General features: G+C 52.7%; 15 protein-coding genes. 9 read left to right on the top strand and 6 right to left on the bottom strand.

What is annotated here, in order from left to right; translation table 11 throughout:
- Positions 1-2: 2 nt before the first annotated feature.
- The 8 genes from IPH59_07605 (at position 3) to IPH59_07570 (ending at position 9623) form a co-directional block, all read left to right on the top strand.
- The gene (locus IPH59_07605) at positions 3-896 is read left to right on the top strand and encodes a phosphoribosylaminoimidazolesuccinocarboxamide synthase (GenBank protein ID MBK7091572.1); all 894 of its coding nucleotides are present in this window, start codon (positions 3-5) and stop codon (positions 894-896) included.
- Between the two features lie 35 nt (positions 897-931).
- Positions 932-2494 carry a bifunctional phosphoribosylaminoimidazolecarboxamide formyltransferase/IMP cyclohydrolase gene (gene purH, locus IPH59_07600; GenBank protein MBK7091571.1) on the top strand — a complete coding sequence of 521 codons (1563 nt, stop codon included), beginning with the start codon at positions 932-934 and terminating at the stop codon, positions 2492-2494.
- A gap of 166 nt (positions 2495-2660) precedes the next feature.
- Positions 2661-3122, top strand: a complete 462-nt coding sequence (locus IPH59_07595) for a DUF494 family protein (GenBank protein MBK7091570.1) — start codon at positions 2661-2663, stop codon at positions 3120-3122.
- An 18-nt stretch (positions 3123-3140) separates the two neighbouring features.
- The gene (gene coaBC / locus IPH59_07590) at positions 3141-4337 is read left to right on the top strand and encodes a bifunctional phosphopantothenoylcysteine decarboxylase/phosphopantothenate--cysteine ligase CoaBC (GenBank protein ID MBK7091569.1); all 1197 of its coding nucleotides are present in this window, start codon (positions 3141-3143) and stop codon (positions 4335-4337) included.
- Between the two features lies 1 nt (position 4338).
- Positions 4339-5037, top strand: a complete 699-nt coding sequence (locus IPH59_07585; protein ID MBK7091568.1) for a uracil-DNA glycosylase — start codon at positions 4339-4341, stop codon at positions 5035-5037.
- 273 nt (positions 5038-5310) lie between these two features.
- The gene (dnaB, locus tag IPH59_07580) at positions 5311-6702 is read left to right on the top strand and encodes a replicative DNA helicase (protein MBK7091567.1); all 1392 of its coding nucleotides are present in this window, start codon (positions 5311-5313) and stop codon (positions 6700-6702) included.
- Positions 6703-6714: 12 nt separating this feature from the next.
- A complete protein-coding gene (gene radA, locus IPH59_07575; protein MBK7091566.1) occupies positions 6715-8085 on the top strand; it encodes a DNA repair protein RadA in 1371 nt (456 codons plus the stop codon).
- Positions 8086-8141: 56 nt separating this feature from the next.
- Positions 8142-9623: an alpha/beta fold hydrolase gene (locus IPH59_07570; protein ID MBK7091565.1), complete on the top strand. Its 1482-nt coding sequence runs from the start codon at positions 8142-8144 to the stop codon at positions 9621-9623.
- A 104-nt stretch (positions 9624-9727) separates the two neighbouring features.
- Here the strand turns inward: IPH59_07570 and IPH59_07565 are convergent, their stop codons facing one another.
- From IPH59_07565 to IPH59_07545, 5 genes are all read right to left on the bottom strand, one after another.
- Positions 9728-10210: a hypothetical protein gene (locus IPH59_07565; GenBank protein ID MBK7091564.1), complete on the bottom strand. Its 483-nt coding sequence runs from the start codon at positions 10208-10210 to the stop codon at positions 9728-9730.
- Between the two features lie 163 nt (positions 10211-10373).
- Positions 10374-11366: a hypothetical protein gene (locus IPH59_07560; GenBank protein MBK7091563.1), complete on the bottom strand. Its 993-nt coding sequence runs from the start codon at positions 11364-11366 to the stop codon at positions 10374-10376.
- 60 nt (positions 11367-11426) lie between these two features.
- The gene (gene uvrB, locus IPH59_07555) at positions 11427-13424 is read right to left on the bottom strand and encodes an excinuclease ABC subunit UvrB (protein ID MBK7091562.1); all 1998 of its coding nucleotides are present in this window, start codon (positions 13422-13424) and stop codon (positions 11427-11429) included.
- Between the two features lie 15 nt (positions 13425-13439).
- Positions 13440-15752, bottom strand: coding sequence for a TonB-dependent receptor (locus IPH59_07550; GenBank protein ID MBK7091561.1), 2313 nt, complete (start codon positions 15750-15752; stop codon positions 13440-13442).
- Positions 15753-15991: 239 nt separating this feature from the next.
- The gene (locus tag IPH59_07545; GenBank protein MBK7091560.1) at positions 15992-17146 is read right to left on the bottom strand and encodes a hypothetical protein; all 1155 of its coding nucleotides are present in this window, start codon (positions 17144-17146) and stop codon (positions 15992-15994) included.
- A 291-nt stretch (positions 17147-17437) separates the two neighbouring features.
- On the opposite strand from IPH59_07545, the gene IPH59_07540 reads away from it, so the two are divergent.
- Entirely contained in the window at positions 17438-18082 is a 645-nt protein-coding gene (locus IPH59_07540) for an acetate uptake transporter (protein ID MBK7091559.1), read from the top strand.
- A 41-nt stretch (positions 18083-18123) separates the two neighbouring features.
- On the opposite strand, the gene IPH59_07535 is transcribed toward IPH59_07540, so the two are convergent.
- Positions 18124-19674, bottom strand: a complete 1551-nt coding sequence (locus IPH59_07535) for an alpha/beta fold hydrolase (protein ID MBK7091558.1) — start codon at positions 19672-19674, stop codon at positions 18124-18126.
- Positions 19675-20102: the final 428 nt, after the last annotated feature.

The following is a 20102-nucleotide window of genomic DNA, read 5'->3' as shown; positions in this document are numbered from 1 at the left end:
ACATGGATAGCCTTCTGCAAACCGAAATGCCCGACATCAAAATCTTTGCGCGCGGCAAGGTGCGCGACGTTTATGATCTCGACGATCGACTGCTTATTGTCGCAACCGACCGCATTTCGGCATTCGATTATGTGATTCCCGACGCAATTCCCGGCAAGGGAAAGATTCTTACCAAGATGTCGTTGTTCTGGTTCGACTATGTCAAGGACGTTGTCGCCAATCACTTCATCAGCGCCAATGTCGATGACTACCCGCAGGAATTGCACAAGTACCGCGATCAGCTCGAGGGGCGCTCAATGCTCGTCGTCAAAGCAGAACGTATCGATATCGAGTGCGTAGTGCGCGGTTACATCTCCGGTTCGCTTTGGAAAGAATATCAAAGCGAAGTGAAGAAGGGTAACAGCACGGTTCTCGGGTTCAAGTTTGCGACTGATTTGAAGGAATCACAGAAATTTGACGAGCCGATCTTCACTCCAGCAACCAAGGAAGCAAGCGGGCACGATATCAATATCTCATTCGAGGAGATGGCGCAAATTGTCGGCGTAGAACTGGCGGCAAAACTGCGCACCGTATCGAAACAGATATATACGAAGGCAGCGAATTTCTGCGAGACGCGGGGTATCATTCTTGCGGACACAAAGTTTGAGTTCGGCATGCACAATGGCAAGTTGATTTTGATCGACGAGATTCTCTCGCCGGATTCGTCGCGATTCTGGCCGAAGGACAAGTTTCAGATCGGACGCGGGCAGGAGTCGTTTGATAAGCAATTCGTGCGCGATTACTTGACCAGTTGCGGCTGGGACAAGAACTCGCCGCCGCCGAACTTGCCAGCCGGTATTATCGAAGGCACCCGCAAGAAATATGAAGAAGTCCAGAATTTGCTTCTGGCGAAGTGATGATGACGATGACGAAAGGCAAGAAGGAAAACAAAATGAAACGTGCCCTGATCAGCGTTTCCGACAAACGCGGAATCGTGGAATTGGCGAAGTTTCTACAAGACGAAGGGATCGAGATTATCTCGACCGGCGGGACCAAACAGGCTCTCAAAGATGCCGGAATCAAGGTCGTCCCGGTGTCGTCATTTACCGGCGCTCCAGAAATTCTCGATGGGCGCGTGAAGACGCTTCATCCGAAAATCGCGGCGGGAATTTTGTTCCGGCGAGAAGTTGAGGAAGACCGCGAGCAACTGGATTCACTCGACTACAAGCCGATTGACCTGGTTATCGTCAATCTGTATCCGTTCTCGCAGACAGTGGCTTCGGGAAAGCCGGAGGCGGACATCATCGAAAACATTGACATCGGCGGTCCGACGCTGATTCGCGCTGCAGCGAAGAATTTCTCGTCGGTGGCAGTGCTGGTTGATCCGAATCAGTATGAGGGATTTGTCAAGGACTACAAGGCGACCGGCGGCGCACTATCGCCTGAGTTGCGCCGCAGTTATGCTGGTGCAGTGTTCAAGATGATCAGCGAATATGATGCAGCAATAAGCGGCTACTTCGCTGGATCGGCTGCAGCAAAAACTTCAAATGAATCGGCAAGTGAGTTCCCGTCGGAAATCAATCTCCACCTGAAGAAGAATGCTGACTTGCGCTACGGCGAGAATCCGCATCAGGCGGCGGCGATTTATCAGACCATCGGCGACACGACGCTCTCGATTGCCGATGCCGAACAACTTGCAGGCAAGGAACTATCATACAACAATTATGTCGATCTCGACTCGGTGTTGGGGATGGTCCTCGATTTCGCCGAGCCGTTTGCTTGTGTTGTGAAGCACACCAATCCCTGTGGTGCTGCGAGTGCAGCGACATTGATCGAAGCATATCGCGCAGCTCACGACGCCGATCCGATGTCGGCTTTCGGGTCGATCATTGGCCTCAATCGCAAAGTCGATATGGCGACCGCACAGTTGCTACACGAAACACAATTCGTCGAATGCGTTCTGGCGCCCGACTATGATGCCGACGCGCTGGCTTTACTGGAAAAGAAGAAACAGCGCCGACTCCTACGACTTCCAGCGATTGGCAAGATCGCTCCGGCATCGCGCTGGTTGCGGGCTGTGCATGGCGGATTTCTGTATCAATCTGCAGATCGTCATACTGTAACCGAAGCCGAGTTGAGTATCGTTACCAAAGTAAAGCCGACTGCAGAACAGATCAAGTCGCTATTGTTCGGATTCCAATTGATCAAGCACATCAAGTCAAATGCGATTGCCATTCTGAACGGCACGACGATGGTTGGCATGGGTTGCGGGCAGACCTCGCGCGTTGATGCTGTGGAGAATGCCGTGAAGAAGGCCGGCGCACGCGCCAAAGGCGGAGTGCTGGCTTCCGATGCGTTCTTCCCGATGCCGGACGGCGTAGAGGCCGCGGTTGCTGCCGGAGTGAAGTCAATCATCCAGCCGGGTGGTTCGAAGAAGGATGATGAGGCAATTGCTGCCGCCGACAAGGCCGGTATCTCTATGGTGATGACAGGCATACGGCATTTCCGTCACTAATCAAATTGTAGTTCATAAAACCGGGTTCGCAGTGGCGTGCCCGGTTTTTTCCTGCTGTTTTATCCTTGCGAATTGCCCTTCAGCAACGTACCTTCAAGACAAGGATGAGTGAATCATCCGCAAAGAAATTGACTGTTCACAGCCGATAATAGAATTGAGTACGGCTATGGAAGAACGAATTCTCGAAATAGTATTTTACCTCGTGGAGCATCTTCGCAGCCACAATGGCCAAATCGGGCCGTTTCGGGCAATCTCGAAAGATCTGAAGAGCCGCGGGTTTACCGATTCCGAAATCTCTTCGGCGTATGGCTGGTTTCTTGAGGAACTCCAAAAAGAAGGCGGCAAGGTCAATCCCAACAGCAGTTCATCCCAGGCCGTGCGCGTCATGAGCCAACTGGAGATGGAACACTTCACGCCGGACGCCGCCGGATTCCTGATCTTGATGCTGCGATTCCGATTGATCTCCCCGGCGCAGTTCGAGCGAATCGTCGACAAGGCGTTTCTGCTCGGAACCGAGAAGATTGATTTGCCGGTCATGAAAGTGATCGCATCCCGCTACGTGTTTTCCTCCGGAACATCCGTCGATCTGAACTTGTTTAATATCGACGGGAGTGAAGTGGTCAATTGATCGCTTCGATCTGAACGCATGCCACTTACAGGCAAGAAAATTCTACTGGGCATTACAGGCTGCATCGCGGCCTACAAAGCTTGTTATCTCGTGCGCTACTTTCGCAAAGCCGGCGCCGAGGTCAAAGTTGTTCTCACTGAATCAGCCACAAAATTCGTAACTGTCACCACACTCGAAACTCTTTCCGATAATCCAGTCGCGGTCGAGATGTTTCCCGCTGACCGCTTTGTTGCGACACATCACATCTCTTACGCCGAATGGGCGGACTTGATTGTGATCGCTCCGGCGACGGGGAATATCATCGGCAAGATCGCGAGCGGGATTGGCGATGACCTGCTGAGTACGATTGTGATGGCAAAGCAATCGGATGTTATGATCGCTACGGCGATGAACACGGAGATGTTCAACAATCCGATTGTGCAGGAGAACATTGCCAAATTGCAGAAGCTCGGTTACATCTTCGTGATGCCGGCCTCCGGCGAGTTAGCTTGTCATACTGTTGGCGTGGGAAGACTTGAAGAGCCGGAAAATATCTACCAGCGCGTCGTTGAGTACTTCGGTGGAAAGAAAACGCTCGCCGGTAAACGCGTGGTGGTAACGGCAGGACCGACGATCGAGCGCATAGATCCGGTGCGATACATCTCGAATTTCTCTTCGGGAAAGATGGGTTATGCACTGGCGCAGGAAGCTGCTAGTCGCGGTGCCGATGTGACCTTGATTTCCGGACCGACAGCGCTTGATACGCCGGCTGGCGTGAAGCGAGTCAACATCGAATCGGCGCAGCAGTTGCTGGAAGCTGTCAAGAGCGCCTACGCAAATTGCGACGTCTTGATTATGGCGGCGGCAGTGGCAGATTATCGACCGGCGAGTTATTCGACGAAGAAGCTGTCGCACCCAACTCCCGACAAGATTGAACTTGCGGCGAACGCGGATATACTTGCCGAAATCGGCAAGATGAAGAAGCCTTCACAAATAAACATCGGATTTGCGCTCGAGGTGGATTCCAGCGCCGAGAATGCTACCAAGAAGTTGCACGCGAAGAATCTCGATATGATTCTGATGAACAATCCGACTTTGCCGGGAATCGAATTCGGCGGAGATCATAATGCTGCGACTTTATTCTCCAAGGATGCGGCTCCGGTCACGCTTGAGAGAATGACCAAGTCGGAAATGGCTGGTCGTATTCTGGACGCAATTGAAAGACTGGCAAAATAGCATGACCGATAAACGCTCGCTCGAATTAGTCGCCAAAGCGATCAAACAACAGGAAGCGCTTGGCCTCGGCGGGATCAGGCTGTCATACGATCTGATCAACACGCTCACTCCGCCGCAGCCGCGACGATTGGCGGCCAAGGCGGGAAGTCTCGAAGAGTTTTGCGGACAGATAAATACCTGCACCAAGTGCAGGCTTCATCAGGGTCGCAACAAGTTCGTATTTGGCGTCGGCAATCCGAATGCCAAGGTCATGTTTGTCGGCGAAGGTCCAGGGCGTGATGAAGATCTCAAGGGCGAGCCGTTCGTTGGCCGCGCCGGGCAATTGCTCGACAAGATTCTGGCGGCGATTCAGTTTGATCGCACACAGATCTATATCGCGAACGTCGTCAAATGTCGTCCACCGAGCAACCGCGATCCCCAGCCTGACGAAATGGCCGAGTGCATGCCGTATCTCAAACAACAGATTGAACTGATCAACCCGCGATTCATTTGCTGTCTTGGCCGAATTGCCGCGCAGGCATTGCTCAATACGCAGACGCCTCTGGGCAAACTGCGATTGAAGTGGCATGAATTCGAGGGCCGCAAGTTGATGGTGACCTATCATCCGGCTGCGCTACTGCGATTCCCTGAATACAAGCGCGACACCTGGGAAGATGTGCAGATGCTGCGCCGCGAATACGACGCGTTTATGGCGAAGTAGCACAACCGTTCTATCCAACCCCATTGCACTTATCCACACCTTGTTCGATACCGAGTGTGACTTGTGTCGATATCCTCGAAAGTGATTGACATTCAATCGATTTCTATGTGAATATGTTGTGCGCAACAAGTCTATGTGTGTATAGCTATCAACACCGGTTGTTTACAACTTGTTGAGAGACTTCAAACATTCGACTTGGCGCAACGAACGTTCTCTTTTATATATAGACTGAAACCACGGGCAGGACCTAAACCCCAATCGTAAGAAATACTGATGCAGCAAATCGATTCTACAGTTCTCGATAAAGTACCGCCGCAGGACCGGCAGGCGGAAGTGTCGCTTCTTGGCGCGCTGATGATGGACAACCACTACATCTCGAATGCATGTACCATCGTCAATCGCGATGATTTCTATGACCGGCGTCACCAGATAATTTTCGAAGCCATTGTCGAGTTGTTCGAGCAGAACATTGCCGCCGACATCGTCACTGTCACCGACAAGTTGATCACGATGGGGCAGTTGGAAGCAATCGGCGGGCGAGCATACCTTGTGGAATTGCAGGAGGATGTTTATTCCGCTGCGAATTCTGACCGGTATGCGGAGATCGTAAAGGAAAAGGCGATCCTGCGCAAGTTGATGAGTCTTAGCTCCGCGATTTTCAATAAAGCGCAGCACATGGAAGGCGAGGTCAAAGACCTGCTGAATTTCGTTGAGAGCAAAGTCTTTGAAATCGCCATGCACCGCACCGACAAGGGTTTCCAGTCGATCAAGACAATAGTGCCGGTGGTCTTCGACAAGATGGAGAAAATGGAAAAATCGGACGGACAGGTGAGAGGCCTGCCGACCGGATTTACCTACCTCGATGAAATGACCGACGGTATGCACGGCGGCGAATTGATTGTTGTCGCAGGACGTCCGGGTATGGGCAAGACCTCGCTGGCGCTGCGTATCATGGAGCACGTCGCTGTCGACAAGGGGAAGACGTGCGCGATCTTCTCGCTGGAAATGTCGGATGAACAAATCGTACAGAGAATCTTGAGTTCGCGCGCTCGAGTGGGATCGCATCGCTTACGCAGCGGACGTCTGCACGAACACGAGTATCGTAACCTGGTCGAATTCGCCGGTCCGATTGCCGAGTCGCCGATTTTTATTGATGATACCGCAACGATGACGATTTGGGATTTACGCACCAAGGCGCGTCTGCTCAAGTCACAGCACAATCTGGAACTGATCGTGGTCGACTATTTGCAGTTGATGAATTCCGGCGAACGTGCAGAAAATCGCCAGCAGGAAATTTCGACAATTTCACGTTCACTCAAGGGACTCGCAAAGGAACTGGATATCCCGGTCATCGCCTGCAGTCAGTTGTCGCGTATGGTGGAAACGCGCGGCGGCGAAAAACGCCCGATCCTTGCCGATCTGCGAGAATCAGGCGCGATTGAACAGGACGCCGACGTCGTGATGTTCGTCTATCGTCCATCGCACTACAAACACACCGAAGAAGAGCGCGAGCAAATCAAGGGAACCGACGAGGAGAATCTCGCCGAGATCATCATCGCCAAACAGCGTAACGGCCCGACCGGCGTGGTGAAGCTGACATTCCTCGGCGAATATATCCGCTTCGAGAATCGCGAATATGCGCGCTCGCCTGATGGGAATTTCTAAGGAGTTGAGATCATGAAAGGGAAGGCGACCGACCGAACGATCTTCGTCTGTTCCGCGTGCGGAAAAAGCTTCTCGCGCTGGATGGGGAAATGTCCCGACTGCGAAGAGTGGAATACGATCATCGAAGAGAAGGTCACGGTACCGCGTTCATCCGCCAAAACCAAGGTGATGGACGACTCGGAAGTCTACGCAATCAACGAGTGTCGTTTTGAATCGGTTCCAATGACGCCGACCGGATTAGCGGAATTCGATCATCTGCTCGGCGGCGGCATTGTACCGGCATCTTCGATACTGATTGGCGGCGAACCGGGAATCGGCAAATCGACGCTGATGCTACAGGTTGCTGGGTATCTGGCCGCGATTGGACAAACAACGCTCTATCTCACCGGCGAGGAATCCTCGCAACAGGTGGCATTGCGCGGGCAACGGCTCGGCGTGGACAATCCTAATGTCAAGGTCGCCGCAGTGCGCGAATTGCCTCAGGTGTACGGGCTGATCAACAAGATCGATCCGCAGTTGGTGATTATCGATTCGGTGCAGACGCTGTACGATCCGGCGCTGGAATCGGCGCCCGGCACGGTGAGCCAGATTCGTTCCAGCGCGGCGGAGTTGATCGATTTCTGCAAGCGCGCCGACAAGATTCTGATACTCGTCGGGCATATCACCAAAGATGGCGCAATCGCGGGACCGAAGATACTTGAGCATCTCGTTGATGTGGTGCTGTATTTCGAAGGCGAGACGCACAACTTGTTTCGGATTCTGCGAGTGCGCAAGAACCGCTTTGGACCAGCATCGGAGATTGGCATTTTTCAGATCGGCGACACGGGTCTTACCGCAGTGGCGAATCCATCGGAGTTGTTTTTAGACGAATACCCCGACGACATTCCCGGACGTGCCGTAGTGACTGCCGTCGAAGGGCAAAGGCCGCTTCTGCTGGAAATACAGGCGTTGGCAAGCCAGACGAATTTCGGTTTTCCGCAGAGAGTTTCTGCAGGATACGATTCCAAGCGCCTGTCGTTGATGTTAGCAATTCTGGAGAAACGGCAGAAGACGCTGTTTGGGACGCGCGATGTGTTTATCAATCTGGCGGGAGGGCTTAAGATCGATGACCCGTCGCTCGATCTGGGGTTGATGGCGGCGCTGATTTCGTCGGTCGAAGAGATTCCGGTGCAGCCGCGCAGTGTGATTATCGGCGAGGTTGGTCTCTCCGGCGAAGTGCGTGCAGTGCCGTATATCGAGCGACGCATCGCTGAAGCGTTGAAACTGGGATTTGAGAAAGTGATCTTGCCGAAGAAGAATCTCAAAGGGATGAAGCCGGTGAAGGGGATTGCGCTGGTCGGGATCGAGAAAATTCAGGAACTGGCGAAGGCGGCGTTGCTGTAGATCATGAAATCGAATCAGCCAATCAGATATTTAGTAGATTAAGTCAAGAGAAGGAAATGAACAACGTGACAATTCGTGCAGTCATTCTGCTTTTCACGATTGGACTATGTGGGTCCACAGTGGCGTCATCTTCGACAGCAACGCGAGCTGCCAGTCAGCGCCTGCCGCTAACCATGTGCGAATCGTCATGGAGCAATGACAGCATTCTTTGCGGTCGCTATGAAGTGCCTGAGAACCGCGCGTTAGCGGACGGGCGCAAGATTTCGCTCAACATCATTGTCATTCCGGCACTGGCGGAAAATCCCGAACCGGACCCGATCTTCTTCTTTGAAGGCGGTCCCGGAGTTGCTGCGACAGATGCGGCTTACTTCTTTGCGGAAGAGTCGGCGTTTCGAAAGAAACGCGATATCGTACTTGTTGACATTCGCGGGACGGGCGATTCAAATCCGCTTCACTGCAATCTCGTCGGTGATTCGTCGGTAGTGCAAAATTTCGTGAAAGAGATGTATCCACCTGAACTGGTCGAAGCGTGTCGTCTTGAATTGGAGCAGCGCGCCGACCTGACACAGTACGCGACAACCAATGCGATGGCCGATATTGATGAAGTCCGCGCGTGGCTTGGCTATGAGAAGATCAACATCATCGGCATATCGTATGGCGGACGTGCGGCCTTTGTGTATGCGCGTGCTTATCCCGAGCATGTGCGCTCGATGGTGCTGATAGGGCCGGCCGATATTGAATCGAAGATGCCGCTGTATCATGCCTATGAAGCCGAGGAGGCTTTTGATTCACTGTTTACCGACTGCCGTGCTGATTCTTCCTGTAATGAAGCGTTTCCAAATCTGGAGACTGAGTTGCGAACATTTGTTGAGGAACTGCGGTTCAATCCCGCTCTCACCACAATCGCCGATGAGTACACAATGGAGCCGACGACGGTGATAATTCGGGCGGATGTATTCGTCGAGGCTTTGCGTAGTGCGATGTATTCATCATCAGGTGCGCGCCAAGTGCCGTGGATCGTGCACCAGGCGGTTCTTGGAAACTATGCGCCGTTTCTCGAACGGATGAAACCGGAGGTCACCGGTTACCCGCCGTTTCTAGCCGAAGGAGCGTATCTCTCAATCACCGGCGCCGAGGACGCACCGTTTATTAGCGCGACTGAAGCTGATTCACTAACAGCAGGAACTCTTCTGGGTGATTACCGCATCGCACAGCAAAGACGAGCGGCGGAGTTGTGGCCAAAGGGAGAATTGCCGGAGGATTACTTCAAAAACCTGACAGTGGATGCACCGACATTGATCCTGCAAGGCGGACGCGATCCAGTGATTGGCTGCCACAAGGCGATCAAGTATTTCTCGAATGGCCGTGAAATCGTAATTCCGCAGATGGCGCATATGCCGGACGGGTTGAGTGATGCACAGTGTATTGATGATCTGATGCTTGACTTCTTTGATATCGTCGACTTGAACTCTATCGATACTTTCTGCATTCGCAGTATGGCGCCGCCGCCGTTCAAGGTGAGTGAGGAAGAGGAGTAGGGGCGTACCGCAAAAGGATGTCAGGAGCGCAGGGCTCCTGACCTACAAAGCTCACTTTCAAGGAAATGTTCTAGATCGATAATTCTTCGACGTCGCCGTTGGGTTTACTTCGTTGCCGCCGGCGTCGATGGAAGCGGTGCACCGACCTTGACGTCGCAGCGATGACCCGGCTGTCCATGGGGCGGATTCATTCCTGGAGCAGTTGCAACATTTGCTGAAGGGGCGGATTGAAGAGACACGTTCGGCTGTAATGTAGTCGGCATGGCGCCATTTTTTGCCGGCAGACCGGTTCCTGCAGGCGAGCTGAGCGGCGCACCGACAGCGATGTCGCAGCGATGACCCGGTTGACCGTGAGGCGGATTAAGGGTTGCGAGCGTAGTCGGCTCGGCGCCGGCCTGAGACAACGATGTGTTCTGGTTGACCGTCGGGTTATTAGTGCCCTGTGACACTTGAGTCGTTGGCGGGGGAGTCTGGTTTGTCGCAGAACTTGTCGCTGGACTTTCCTGCGCCGGGACTTTCGATGATTTATTGCAAGCTGTAGTGGAAGCTAATAGCAAGATTACAATTGCGACATTCAAATGCTTCAAAATGTGTCTCCCGTCTATGATGCGGATACCCTTTGAGGGATCGGCTGTGATTCTAAAGTTACCTTAGTCAATACGTCGGAGACGACAAAATTTGAAGCGAAACATCGCAGTCGGAAGAAGTTTGTCCGCAGTGAAAGCGACGACCAAGAGTATCGATTCTCGCTTACTCCATCCGATACGTAAACGCCCAGATCATATTGGCAAACTGGTTTGCGCCGGTATCGCGGAGTGATGCTGATTGGAGCAATTCAACTGCAATCTGACTGTAACTCGCAGTCGGTTGTCCGGAGCTTTCATATATGTCCCACTCGAATATCTGCCGGTCCGGGTTGGTGCTGACATCGCCGCCCATCCATTCGTGATACATTATGCCGTTGCCGGAATAGTGAATGTAAGCATCCTCAATCGGTGGGTTGCTGAAACGCGCACGCGTATAGGCAGTGACGCGTAGCGGTTCGCCGGCATATAAAGTCGGGAGGTTTGACATCGCCGTATATCGAATTCTCTGGTTTGGATAGTGCACCACGCGAACTTCATCTCGGGAGCGAGATTGAAGTACAATCGAATCAATCGCTGGGAAACTACTCTGCGTGTAACCGAAACCGTGGCGCTGTCTGCCGATCGCAAAAATTCGCCAGCCGCCATACGACGTTTCGTTTTTTTCGAGTTTTGCGGCGAGCGCGGTCTGGATTTCCTTGTACTTGACGGTTTTGACGGTGATCGAAGAGTCGGAACGCGCAACGATGTTATATCTGCAGACGATAGTATCGAGAATGTTCACAATGTAGGTCTTGGCGCGCGCGCCGGTTTCAAGCGCGATTTCGGCGCAGGAATCGGCCTCATTGAATTCATCTGGAGCGCACGAGTCAACGATTGTCACCGTACAGCCGTAGGCGACGGTCTCGATCCAGTAATCGAGCGGATTGATTGGCGCCATAGCATCGGCGACTTTGGCATATTGCTCAAGGCGGCTGACAGTGTCGATCCAGATGCGCGGGAAAGCCGTACGACCGATATCGTCGACTTTGACGAGATCAGTAATCTGCTTGAGGTTCGTGAGACCAATATCTGTGACGCGGTCCTCGCTGCAGGAAAACACCGCGAGGACGACCATCGGCAACAACAAAAGGGCGTATAAAATTGATCGTATCGTCATTCGAAATTCCTCCACACTCTCACTATAATCAACGCACGAAGTTCAAGGTTGTTTAATCGACTATCGCCGCGCCTTTTTCTTGGTAACGTCCTTAATCTGCATGATTTGATCGCGCAATTCGGCAGCGCGTTCGAATTCAAGCTCGGCGGCGGCGTGCTCCATCTGCTGGGAAAGGAATGAAATCTTGTCCTGCGCGGGCATCTCGTCCCAATAGTCGGGAAGCATCGGCGCGACGCTTTCAGCAACTCGGCTGTCGGCGAAGCTGGTGGCCTGCAATATTTCCTCGCGTGTCTTGAAAATCGTCTCGGGCGTGATGCCGTTGTCTTCGTTGTACTGCAGCTGCTTCTTGCGGCGACGGTTGGTCTCGCCAATCATTGACTTCATGGAGTCGGTCATCTTGTCGGCATAGAGGATGACCTCGCCCTCGACATTTCGTGCGGCACGACCGGCGGTCTGCATCAGCGAACGCGCCGAACGAAGGAAGCCCTCCTTGTCAGCATCGAGAATGGCGACAAGAGAGACTTCGGGCAAATCGAGTCCTTCACGCAGCAAGTTAATTCCGACCAAGACATCGAATTCCGCGAGGCGCAAGTCGCGCAAGATTTCCGTGCGCTCAATGGCGGCGACTTCGGAATGAAGATACCGTACGCGAATGTTCAATCGAGCAAGATAGTCAGACAGGTCCTCAGCCATGCGCTTGGTGAGAGTGGTGACCAAGATGCGCTCGTGCTTCTCGACGCGGATGCGGATTTCCTTGATGAAGTCGTCGATCTGGCCCTGTACGGGGCGAATGGTAATTGTCGGATCGACCAGTCCAGTCGGGCGAATGATCTGTTCGACAATAACGCCGCCGGAATTGGCCAACTCCAGATCGGCAGGTGTCGCGGAACAGTAGATGGTCTGCGGAATCATCGTCACAAATTCATCGTAGATCAGCGGGCGGTTGTCCATCGCTGATGGAAGACGGAAGCCGTGCTCGACAAGGACTTCTTTGCGTGAGCGGTCGTCGGCATACATCGCCTTGACCTGCGGGATCGACTGATGCGACTCGTCGACGATGAGCAGGAAATCTTCCGGGAAGAAATCGATCAGCGTGTAGGGCCGTTCGCCCGAGGCGCGTCCTGAGAAGTAGCGCGAATAGTTTTCGATACCAGAGCAATAGCCAATTTCGCGCAGCATTTCCAGATCGTAAAGAGTGCGCGACTCTAGGCGCTGGGCTTCGAGCAGTTTGCCGTTTTCGCGCATGAAGGCTAACCGTTCGCGCAGTTCCGCCTCAATGCCCACGATGGCGCGTTTGACAGTATCTGAGGCGCTGACGAAATGTCGGGCGGGATAGATGGCAATACGGTTGATTTCGTCTTTGATCTCGCCCGAGACCGGATCGAAGGTGCGGATGCGCTCGATCGTGTCGCCCCACATTTCGATGCGGACGCCCGAGACCTCGTAGGCGGGGAAAATTTCGATTGTATCGCCGCGTACCCGAAAATGTCCGCGCGAAAAATCGATGTCGTTTCGGGTGTATTGGATTTCGATCAGCTTGCGCAGGACATCGTTGCGGTCGACTTCTTCGCCGGTCTTGAGCATCACCATCAGGTTTTTGTATTCCGAAGGCGAACCGATGCCGTAAATGCACGACACCGAGGCGACAATGATCGTATCGTCGCGTTCGAGCAGGGAACTGGTTGCGCGCAGGCGCAGGCGGTCGATGTTGTCGTTGACCGAGGTGTCTTTCTCGATGTAGGTGTCGGTCGAGGGGACATAGGCTTCGGGCTGATAATAGTCGTAATAGCTGATGAAGAACTCGACGGCGTTGTCTGGGAAGTAGGCTTTGAATTCGCCGTAAAGCTGTGCCGCCAGCGTCTTGTTGTGCGACATGATCAGGGTCGGCTTGTTGATCTTCTCAATGACGTTGGCCATAGTGAAGGTCTTGCCGGAACCGGTGACGCCGAGCAGGGTCTGGTATTTGTCGCCGGCTTGGACACCTTCCACGAGGCGCTTGATTGCTTCGGGTTGGTCGCCGCGCGGCTGATATTTCGATACGAGCTTGAATTGTGCCATAGTTCTTAATGTACGTCAAAAGGAGGGCGCGTCAATAACATGATTGGAGAATGTGAGGGCGGTGGCTTTCAGGTTATTTGCGCGGCGGTCGTCCACGCCCGTCGCGACCAGACGCGCCCGACAAGTGGACGGCGGGCGCGCACACCTGGGCTTCAAGGGGGCTCCGTTCGCGGGAGAAACTGTCACGCACTTTGGATGCCCCCTCAACTCCCACTTCAGCGCTACCGACGAAAACCAATTGCGGGGAAGACCCGGCTCTAAATATATAGGCTCGTCGTTGGCGCTTGAGCGGTCAGGATTGACAAAAGCCGAGGCGGCATAGCGCTTGTCGAACAGATTGCGAACTCCGACTGAAATCTGCAGGAAAGGACCATTCTTGATAAGTCGAAGCTGTTTTGCACCGGCAGTGAAATCGACCGTGCTATATGCCGGAACAATGGCGCGGTTGGCATCGTCGGCATAATAGTTGTCGATGCCTTGGACTGCGGATTCAACATAGAATGAGCCTGCAAAAGCGGGCGCGTACCGGCATTTGGCAGAATAGCTGACGCTCGGGATTCCAGCCATCTCGTTGTCGGAATAGTCGGCGATTGCGCCGGGAACGCCGTAGTAAACCGAATCTACAGTGTAGTCAACATAGCTGCTGTGCATGTATGTCGCTGATGCTGACAGCGTCATGCCGATGTTCAAGTCGGTTGAGCCGCCGACTTCAATGCCGAGTCGGCGTGTCTTTCCCGCGGTGAAATGAAATCGGCCGCTGCGGTAGGGAATAATGTCATCGGTGATGTTGATCCAGAATAACGATACGTCATAGGAAAAACGGGAAACGAAGTGTTGAGGTTGTGCGACCGACATGCACTTTGCGCCAAGCTCGAGAGTTGTCGACTTGATCGGCTCCAGCAGTGGATTCAGAGAGGTAAGCGTATCCTCGCCAAACGTAGAAGGCGGATCGGTCTCGTTGCCGGCGGGGACTTCCACGCCGCCGCCATAGCTAAGGTAGACGCTTCGTGAAGAGTCAAGGATTACCGAAAACCCGACCCACGGTGACATCCGAGAAAATGATCTGCTATCATTCAGCTTGGGATTAAGGTGGTCATCGTAGGAATAGACTATGTTGTCGTAGCGTAGTCGCGCATTGACTTGGTACTTGTCTTCGAAAACAATCCGGTCTTCAAAAAATACACCGAGATTGCCCGCACCCTCGCGTTTGTCTGATCGGACTGTCTCGCCCCGATTGCCGTTGTCGAGATTGTAGAAGAGGATAGCACCGTCCTGATACGCGCCGTCGAGTCCAACGACGATAGCATTCTTGGTGTTTAGGGAAACTTGCGAAGCGCGATGAAACAAGGCGCTGCCGCCAATGTGGTAGCGGGTAAAATCGCGGAATGTGTTTCTCTCCGAACGTTGCAGATACTTTGGACTGGCGAATGCGGTAATGGCAAGTCCATTGTTCGCATCGAATTCGTGTTCGAGCTTGACGCCCAGTCTGCCCAGCCGATTGAATCTACGTTCGTCGCGTTCGACATAGGTCGGATCATAGTTAGCCGGATCATCCTGTGCCTGTCGCGGATTTACGTCGAATTGCGATTGAGTGAGTGGACCCGGTATGCGGTACAAATTGCTCGCAGCAACAAGGCTCACTTCAAGCAGGGAACTGGGACCAACAAGCGATGTCAAGTTGGCATTGACGAAAGAACGCGTACTGCCGGATTGTTCGCGCCAGCCGTCGGAATTGGTATTGGTCAGCGTGAGAGCAAGATTGCCGGAGCCGACTGGTACGTGTGTGGTCACGACCTCTTTGCGATATCCGTAGCTTCCAAGCGTGGATTGCACCATCACGGATGGGAATTCGCGGTGCGAACTCGATACGAAGTTGATGACGCCGCCGGAGGCATTTCCCCAGGCGGTCGAAGAGTTGGAACGAACAACTTCGATCCGTTCAATCGATGACAGGTCGATGAGATCAAATGCGGTTCGACCGTCAGGTTCGGTCAACGGCAGACCATCGAGCAAGATTCGCAATCCACGCGAGGTGCCGGCATTGGAACGCTCGCCGGAACCGCGAGAACCGAAGCCGCGCATCGAAAGGCGGACATCGCTGCCGCCGGTTCGAGACTGAGCCAGCAATCCGGGTATGGAAGTTAGTGCTTCATCGATACCGGCACCCTTATTGACCTGCGAGTCGCCGAGATTAACGACGGTAATTGCGACCGGGAGCTTGAGCCATGTGTCATAAATGCGCGATGCTGTGACGATGACGGGCGGTGAGACATATACCGCGGTATCGGATTGCGCTGTAAGTGATGAGACAGCGATAAGTAAGACCATTGCCGTAGATAGCAAACAACGGGCAGGTAGGAACAAAGGCTTAGAAGTATGGCAGTGATGACTCATGGATGCTGATACCGATGTTCACGATAATTGGTTAAGTAATCGTCCCACAAGTTTATGTCTCGAAATGTGGACTGTCAATCGAATTAGTAGAATGCCAGGATAGCCTGAAGTCACACAGAAAAAACCGGCCCGCCACAATATGCAGCGGGCCGGTTCAATTTAGGCGCGGTGTGCTATTTCAAATTGCAGGGGTCACAGGGCGCAGGTCCGCCAAAGATGTACTGTATCAAAATGACAACGTCGGTCACACTGAATATGCCGTCGCAATTGGCGTCAAATGCTGCGTACTGCGGCTGAATCTTCAGAACCACCTTGACAGTTTTCGGCGAGTTGAAGGTCTGTATCGAGCTCACCACAATAGATCCCGTGTAGGTGCCGGGAGTCAAGCCCGCAGTCAGCGGTTGAACTGAAACCGAGGTACCGGAGCTTCCGAATGACGGTGTCAGATTGATCCATGACGGATGAGTGGCCGACCAATCGAAGGCGGCTCCATCCGAGAGCACATCAAAGGTCTTTGGACTCGGGTCACCCAATTCTGCAAGTACGACGAAAAAGAGAGAATCTGGAACCACGGACATTGCCGCCGCATTCATGGTCGGTCTGACGACAACTTGTGGAATGCCGATCCCGAGGGCTGCGTAGTTCAGTGCGGCAATTTCGCCATAAACTTCGTGAGTGAATCTGTAGGTTCCAAGGCTCGTCGGGTTGAAAGTGACTGTGCCGCCAGTCGAGGCAGAGAAGCTGAGCCATACACGCGCAATCGTCCGGGTTCCCGGTGACAACGAACTTGGCTCACCCGTGCTGACCCAGAGGAATGACAGATCATTTCCCATTGACGCATCGGTCTGCAATTGAAGATTCCAATCGGAGAATGAAACCGAGTCAATAGTCGCGGTACAATTGGTAGCCGACATCGTCGAGTAGAGCGCCAAATCAGAAATCGGTTGCAGGTTGGACAAGACTATCGGAAGTACAAGAGATCCACTACCCGCCGGTACAATTGCCTCCGGTAGAAAAATCGTGTCAGTGGTCCCGGCAAGGTTGTAGGCTGGGAACGGCGGGCAACCTCCCTCCGGATAGGTAGTGAAAATGTAGCCATTCAAGTAGCGAACATCACCAAGGTTGAATCCTTGCCGAAAGTCGATATCTCCGCGTCCTGCGGGGAGATCGGGTCCTCCGATAAAGACGTTAACCATCATCATCAGGTCACTGAGGCTAACGTTGCCGTTTTGTGTCACGTCAGCACATTGCTGAAAAGTCTGCGCATTTGCGGGAATTCCAATAGATAGCAGCAGAACCAGTGTAATGAGCGTAAAGAGGCTCTTCATCGCGCCCTCCAATGGCTGTCGACGGCAAGTGGATTCCGGCTACACTGCCATCCAGCATCTGGTCGTTAACGGGGTTTGGTGTTGACTTATGCAGTAAAAATACCAAACGTCGCTCTTTATGTCAAGTTTGATTTCTATTAGGCAGTCACAGCACAGGTTTCAAAGGCTCTATCGGTTTTAATCGAGTGATTGACAAGTGGACGAAAATGTCTAAATTGACCGTCGATCCATGCCCGTCGGCAAAGTACGGGCAGATGCAGTTTGTGGGGGCGTTTCGATGGAAAGAGATTTATGACTACACAAAGCGAAACCATCACGACGCTCCGGGACAACAGCGCTAACCCGGCGCCGCTGGGTCTATTGGGATTCGGCATGACTACGGTGCTCTTGAACCTCCACAATGCCGGTCTTTACGGCCTTGATACGATGATCCTGGGAATGGGGATATTCTATGGCGGCATCGCGCAGATCATTGCCGGTATCATGGAATCCAAGAAGAAAAACACTTTCGGCATGACGGCGTTCACTTCGTATGGCTGTTTCTGGCTGACGCTGGTCGCCTTGTTGGTGCTTCCCAAATTGGGCTGGGGAACGGCACCGACCAAGGATGCCATGGCGGCTTATTTGTTTATGTGGGGATTATTCACGTTTGTGATGTTCATCGGGACATTTAAGCTGAATCACGCTCTGCAATTTGTATTTGGGTCGCTGACAATCTTGTTTTGGTTGTTGGCATTTGCTGACGCCACGGAAAATGCCTCGATTACTCGCTTGGCTGGCTATGAAGGCATCATCTGCGGGTTGTCGGCAATCTATACCGGTCTGGCTCAGGTGTTGAATGAAGTTTATGGCAGAACAGTGCTACCGCTGGGAGTGCCGTCTGTTTCGCTGAGCGCTAAGAGCGCACTTAAGGACGAGGCAATCCCGCACACGTAGGATTGACGATTAGGCACGACGGCTATTGCCGATTCTCATAATCATTGTGGGAATCGGTCGATAGCAGTGGTGACATATTTTATCTTCTCTCTCTTAGCCACGCATTCAGTATTTGGCTGTTTGTTGGGCTCAAGAAGAAAGTCTGTCGCTATTGTTCGAATGCAGTTGTCTGCATTGATAGCTGCATGAGAAGCGCCGGGCACAATAATTACTGTCGACTTGGGCAAGGTTGCCGAAGTTATCTCTGCGAACAATGGCGGGCAAACGGGGTCAAACTCCCCCGCAAGAATCAGAGTAGGAATCTCGCTTTCCACGGCCCGGAAGTAACCTTCGGGTGGGGATTGTGGTCGCATTACCTCACAGATAGCCTCATCCATGCCGAGGATAATGAAGGAAGAGAAATCAGGAAATGCTCTCAGCAGATACGCTTCGCTTTCCTCTTCAAAACGCGGCTTGCCCTCATAACACATAATAGCTCTGCTTTGCGCGTTTGAAAATTCTCCAAAAGAATCAGGATCATTGAAGTACATCATCCATTGGCTAAGCAGAGAGTCGTTTCCTGCTGCCACCTCTTTAAGCAACATCGGCACAAATCGAATATACTTGGGATTTATCATGGCTGACCAAATGCTCCAGGCAAAATCCGATTCTCTGAGCACGATTGAGCGGGCAGAGGTGCCTTCCGATTGCTCGGCCGAAATCTTTAACGGTGCTGTGCGCAAGCGCTCGGCGATTTTAACGAAGTCGGTCCGAATGGAAGGGAATACCCTCGCGTAAGTCGTGTCTCTTCGCAGATCTGCTTCTATTACTTTGAAGCAGGTATCAAACGGATGAACGTAATCCAACCAAGGCGCGTTCGGAGGAAAAGGTGAGTCAACTATGACGGCACGAATAGCTTCCGGGAAGGATCGCATCAAATACAGGGCAACTGTAGTTCCATGTGAGACACCGTAGACGTTCCAAGAATCAATGCCAAGTGCAATTCTTATTCCTTCCGCATCGGCAGCAGATTGAAGTGACGAGAAATCTGCAACATCGATACCCTGATTTACGAGTTTGTCCTTGCAATCGCTGTATGCTGCGACGTTTCTCTTGATTGCTTCTGCGAGCGGCAGTTCTTCTCTAGAGAGACTGTTGAGAATGCTGTCAAGCCCGTCGCACATTTTTGGCTCGGACCACCCTGTGCCGCGATAGTCAAAGAACACTATCGGATGACTCTCTCTCAATTGCATGAATGTTTCTGACTTCAGATACCGTTCGCAGTTGCTCAAGGTGGCAATGCCCGGACCACCGTGAAGATAGAGAACCGGTTGCTGCGGATTGCTCCCTTTGGAGTGCGCCACGACTGCAGCCAAAGAATAGGAGGCACCATTTGACTTTGCGGGATTTCTATGAACTGGAATTCGATAACAACTAACATCATTCGTGTCGGCCCAGACCGAGTCGAGTCCAATCTCGACGCAATTGCATCTGTAGTCAGTGGCAATCGTACGGCAATTGCCATCTGCATACTGCAATGCAACAAGAGCAAGTAAGGACAACAAGAATATGGCCGTCTGTGAGCTTCGGATATCCATTTGGGCCGAAGTCATAATCACCTCATTTTGTAGGAGTTAGATTGTCGTGCTTTCGGGTACCGGGCATCGGCTGCATCAAATCACCGGGATTAGAGGCAGTGGTCCCCAAGCGCAACAAATAAGTGTTTATGCGTCTACTTAGTCAATGAAATACTCTATTTCTCTCTGGGCTCGTTTATCACGGGATATCCCGGTGCCCGGCGCCGGCGGGAAACGATCTTCGGAGTCCTGAAAGACGCACCGAAATGGCTCAAGCCCTTCCTTGACTAATTTGTCGAAATTGCTATATTAATCCATTGCGATCTAGGTGGCGAACGGGGCATTGTTCGCCGATAATTAAGCTACTTCACACCTGAGCCAAGGTTAGGAACCACGTGCCAATCGGCAATCAATCCAATACATCCCGAGCATTAAACCACTGCACTGCAATTATTTGGAGCAGA

The organism is bacterium (genome assembly GCA_016708315.1).
In the GTDB taxonomy this organism is placed as follows: domain Bacteria; phylum Zixibacteria; class MSB-5A5; order CAIYYT01; family CAIYYT01; genus JADJGC01.
This window is presented reverse-complemented; position numbering and strand designations above follow the sequence as displayed.

Excerpts from the sequence above, each read along its gene's own strand:
- IPH59_07605 (MBK7091572.1), top strand. The coding sequence starts at position 3 with ATGGATAGCCTTCTGCAAACCGAAATGCCCGACATCAAAATCTTTGCG.
- purH (MBK7091571.1), top strand. The coding sequence starts at position 932 with ATGAAACGTGCCCTGATCAGCGTTTCCGACAAACGCGGAATCGTGGAA.
- IPH59_07595 (MBK7091570.1), top strand. The coding sequence starts at position 2,661 with ATGGAAGAACGAATTCTCGAAATAGTATTTTACCTCGTGGAGCATCTT.
- coaBC (MBK7091569.1), top strand. The coding sequence starts at position 3,141 with ATGCCACTTACAGGCAAGAAAATTCTACTGGGCATTACAGGCTGCATC.
- IPH59_07585 (MBK7091568.1), top strand. The coding sequence starts at position 4,339 with ATGACCGATAAACGCTCGCTCGAATTAGTCGCCAAAGCGATCAAACAA.
- dnaB (MBK7091567.1), top strand. The coding sequence starts at position 5,311 with ATGCAGCAAATCGATTCTACAGTTCTCGATAAAGTACCGCCGCAGGAC.
- radA (MBK7091566.1), top strand. The coding sequence starts at position 6,715 with ATGAAAGGGAAGGCGACCGACCGAACGATCTTCGTCTGTTCCGCGTGC.
- IPH59_07570 (MBK7091565.1), top strand. The coding sequence starts at position 8,142 with ATGAACAACGTGACAATTCGTGCAGTCATTCTGCTTTTCACGATTGGA.
- IPH59_07560 (MBK7091563.1), bottom strand. The coding sequence starts at position 11,366 with ATGACGATACGATCAATTTTATACGCCCTTTTGTTGTTGCCGATGGTC.
- uvrB (MBK7091562.1), bottom strand. The coding sequence starts at position 13,424 with ATGGCACAATTCAAGCTCGTATCGAAATATCAGCCGCGCGGCGACCAA.
- IPH59_07550 (MBK7091561.1), bottom strand. The coding sequence starts at position 15,752 with ATGGTCTTACTTATCGCTGTCTCATCACTTACAGCGCAATCCGATACC.
- IPH59_07545 (MBK7091560.1), bottom strand. The coding sequence starts at position 17,146 with ATGAAGAGCCTCTTTACGCTCATTACACTGGTTCTGCTGCTATCTATT.
- IPH59_07540 (MBK7091559.1), top strand. The coding sequence starts at position 17,438 with ATGACTACACAAAGCGAAACCATCACGACGCTCCGGGACAACAGCGCT.
- IPH59_07535 (MBK7091558.1), bottom strand. The coding sequence starts at position 19,674 with ATGACTTCGGCCCAAATGGATATCCGAAGCTCACAGACGGCCATATTC.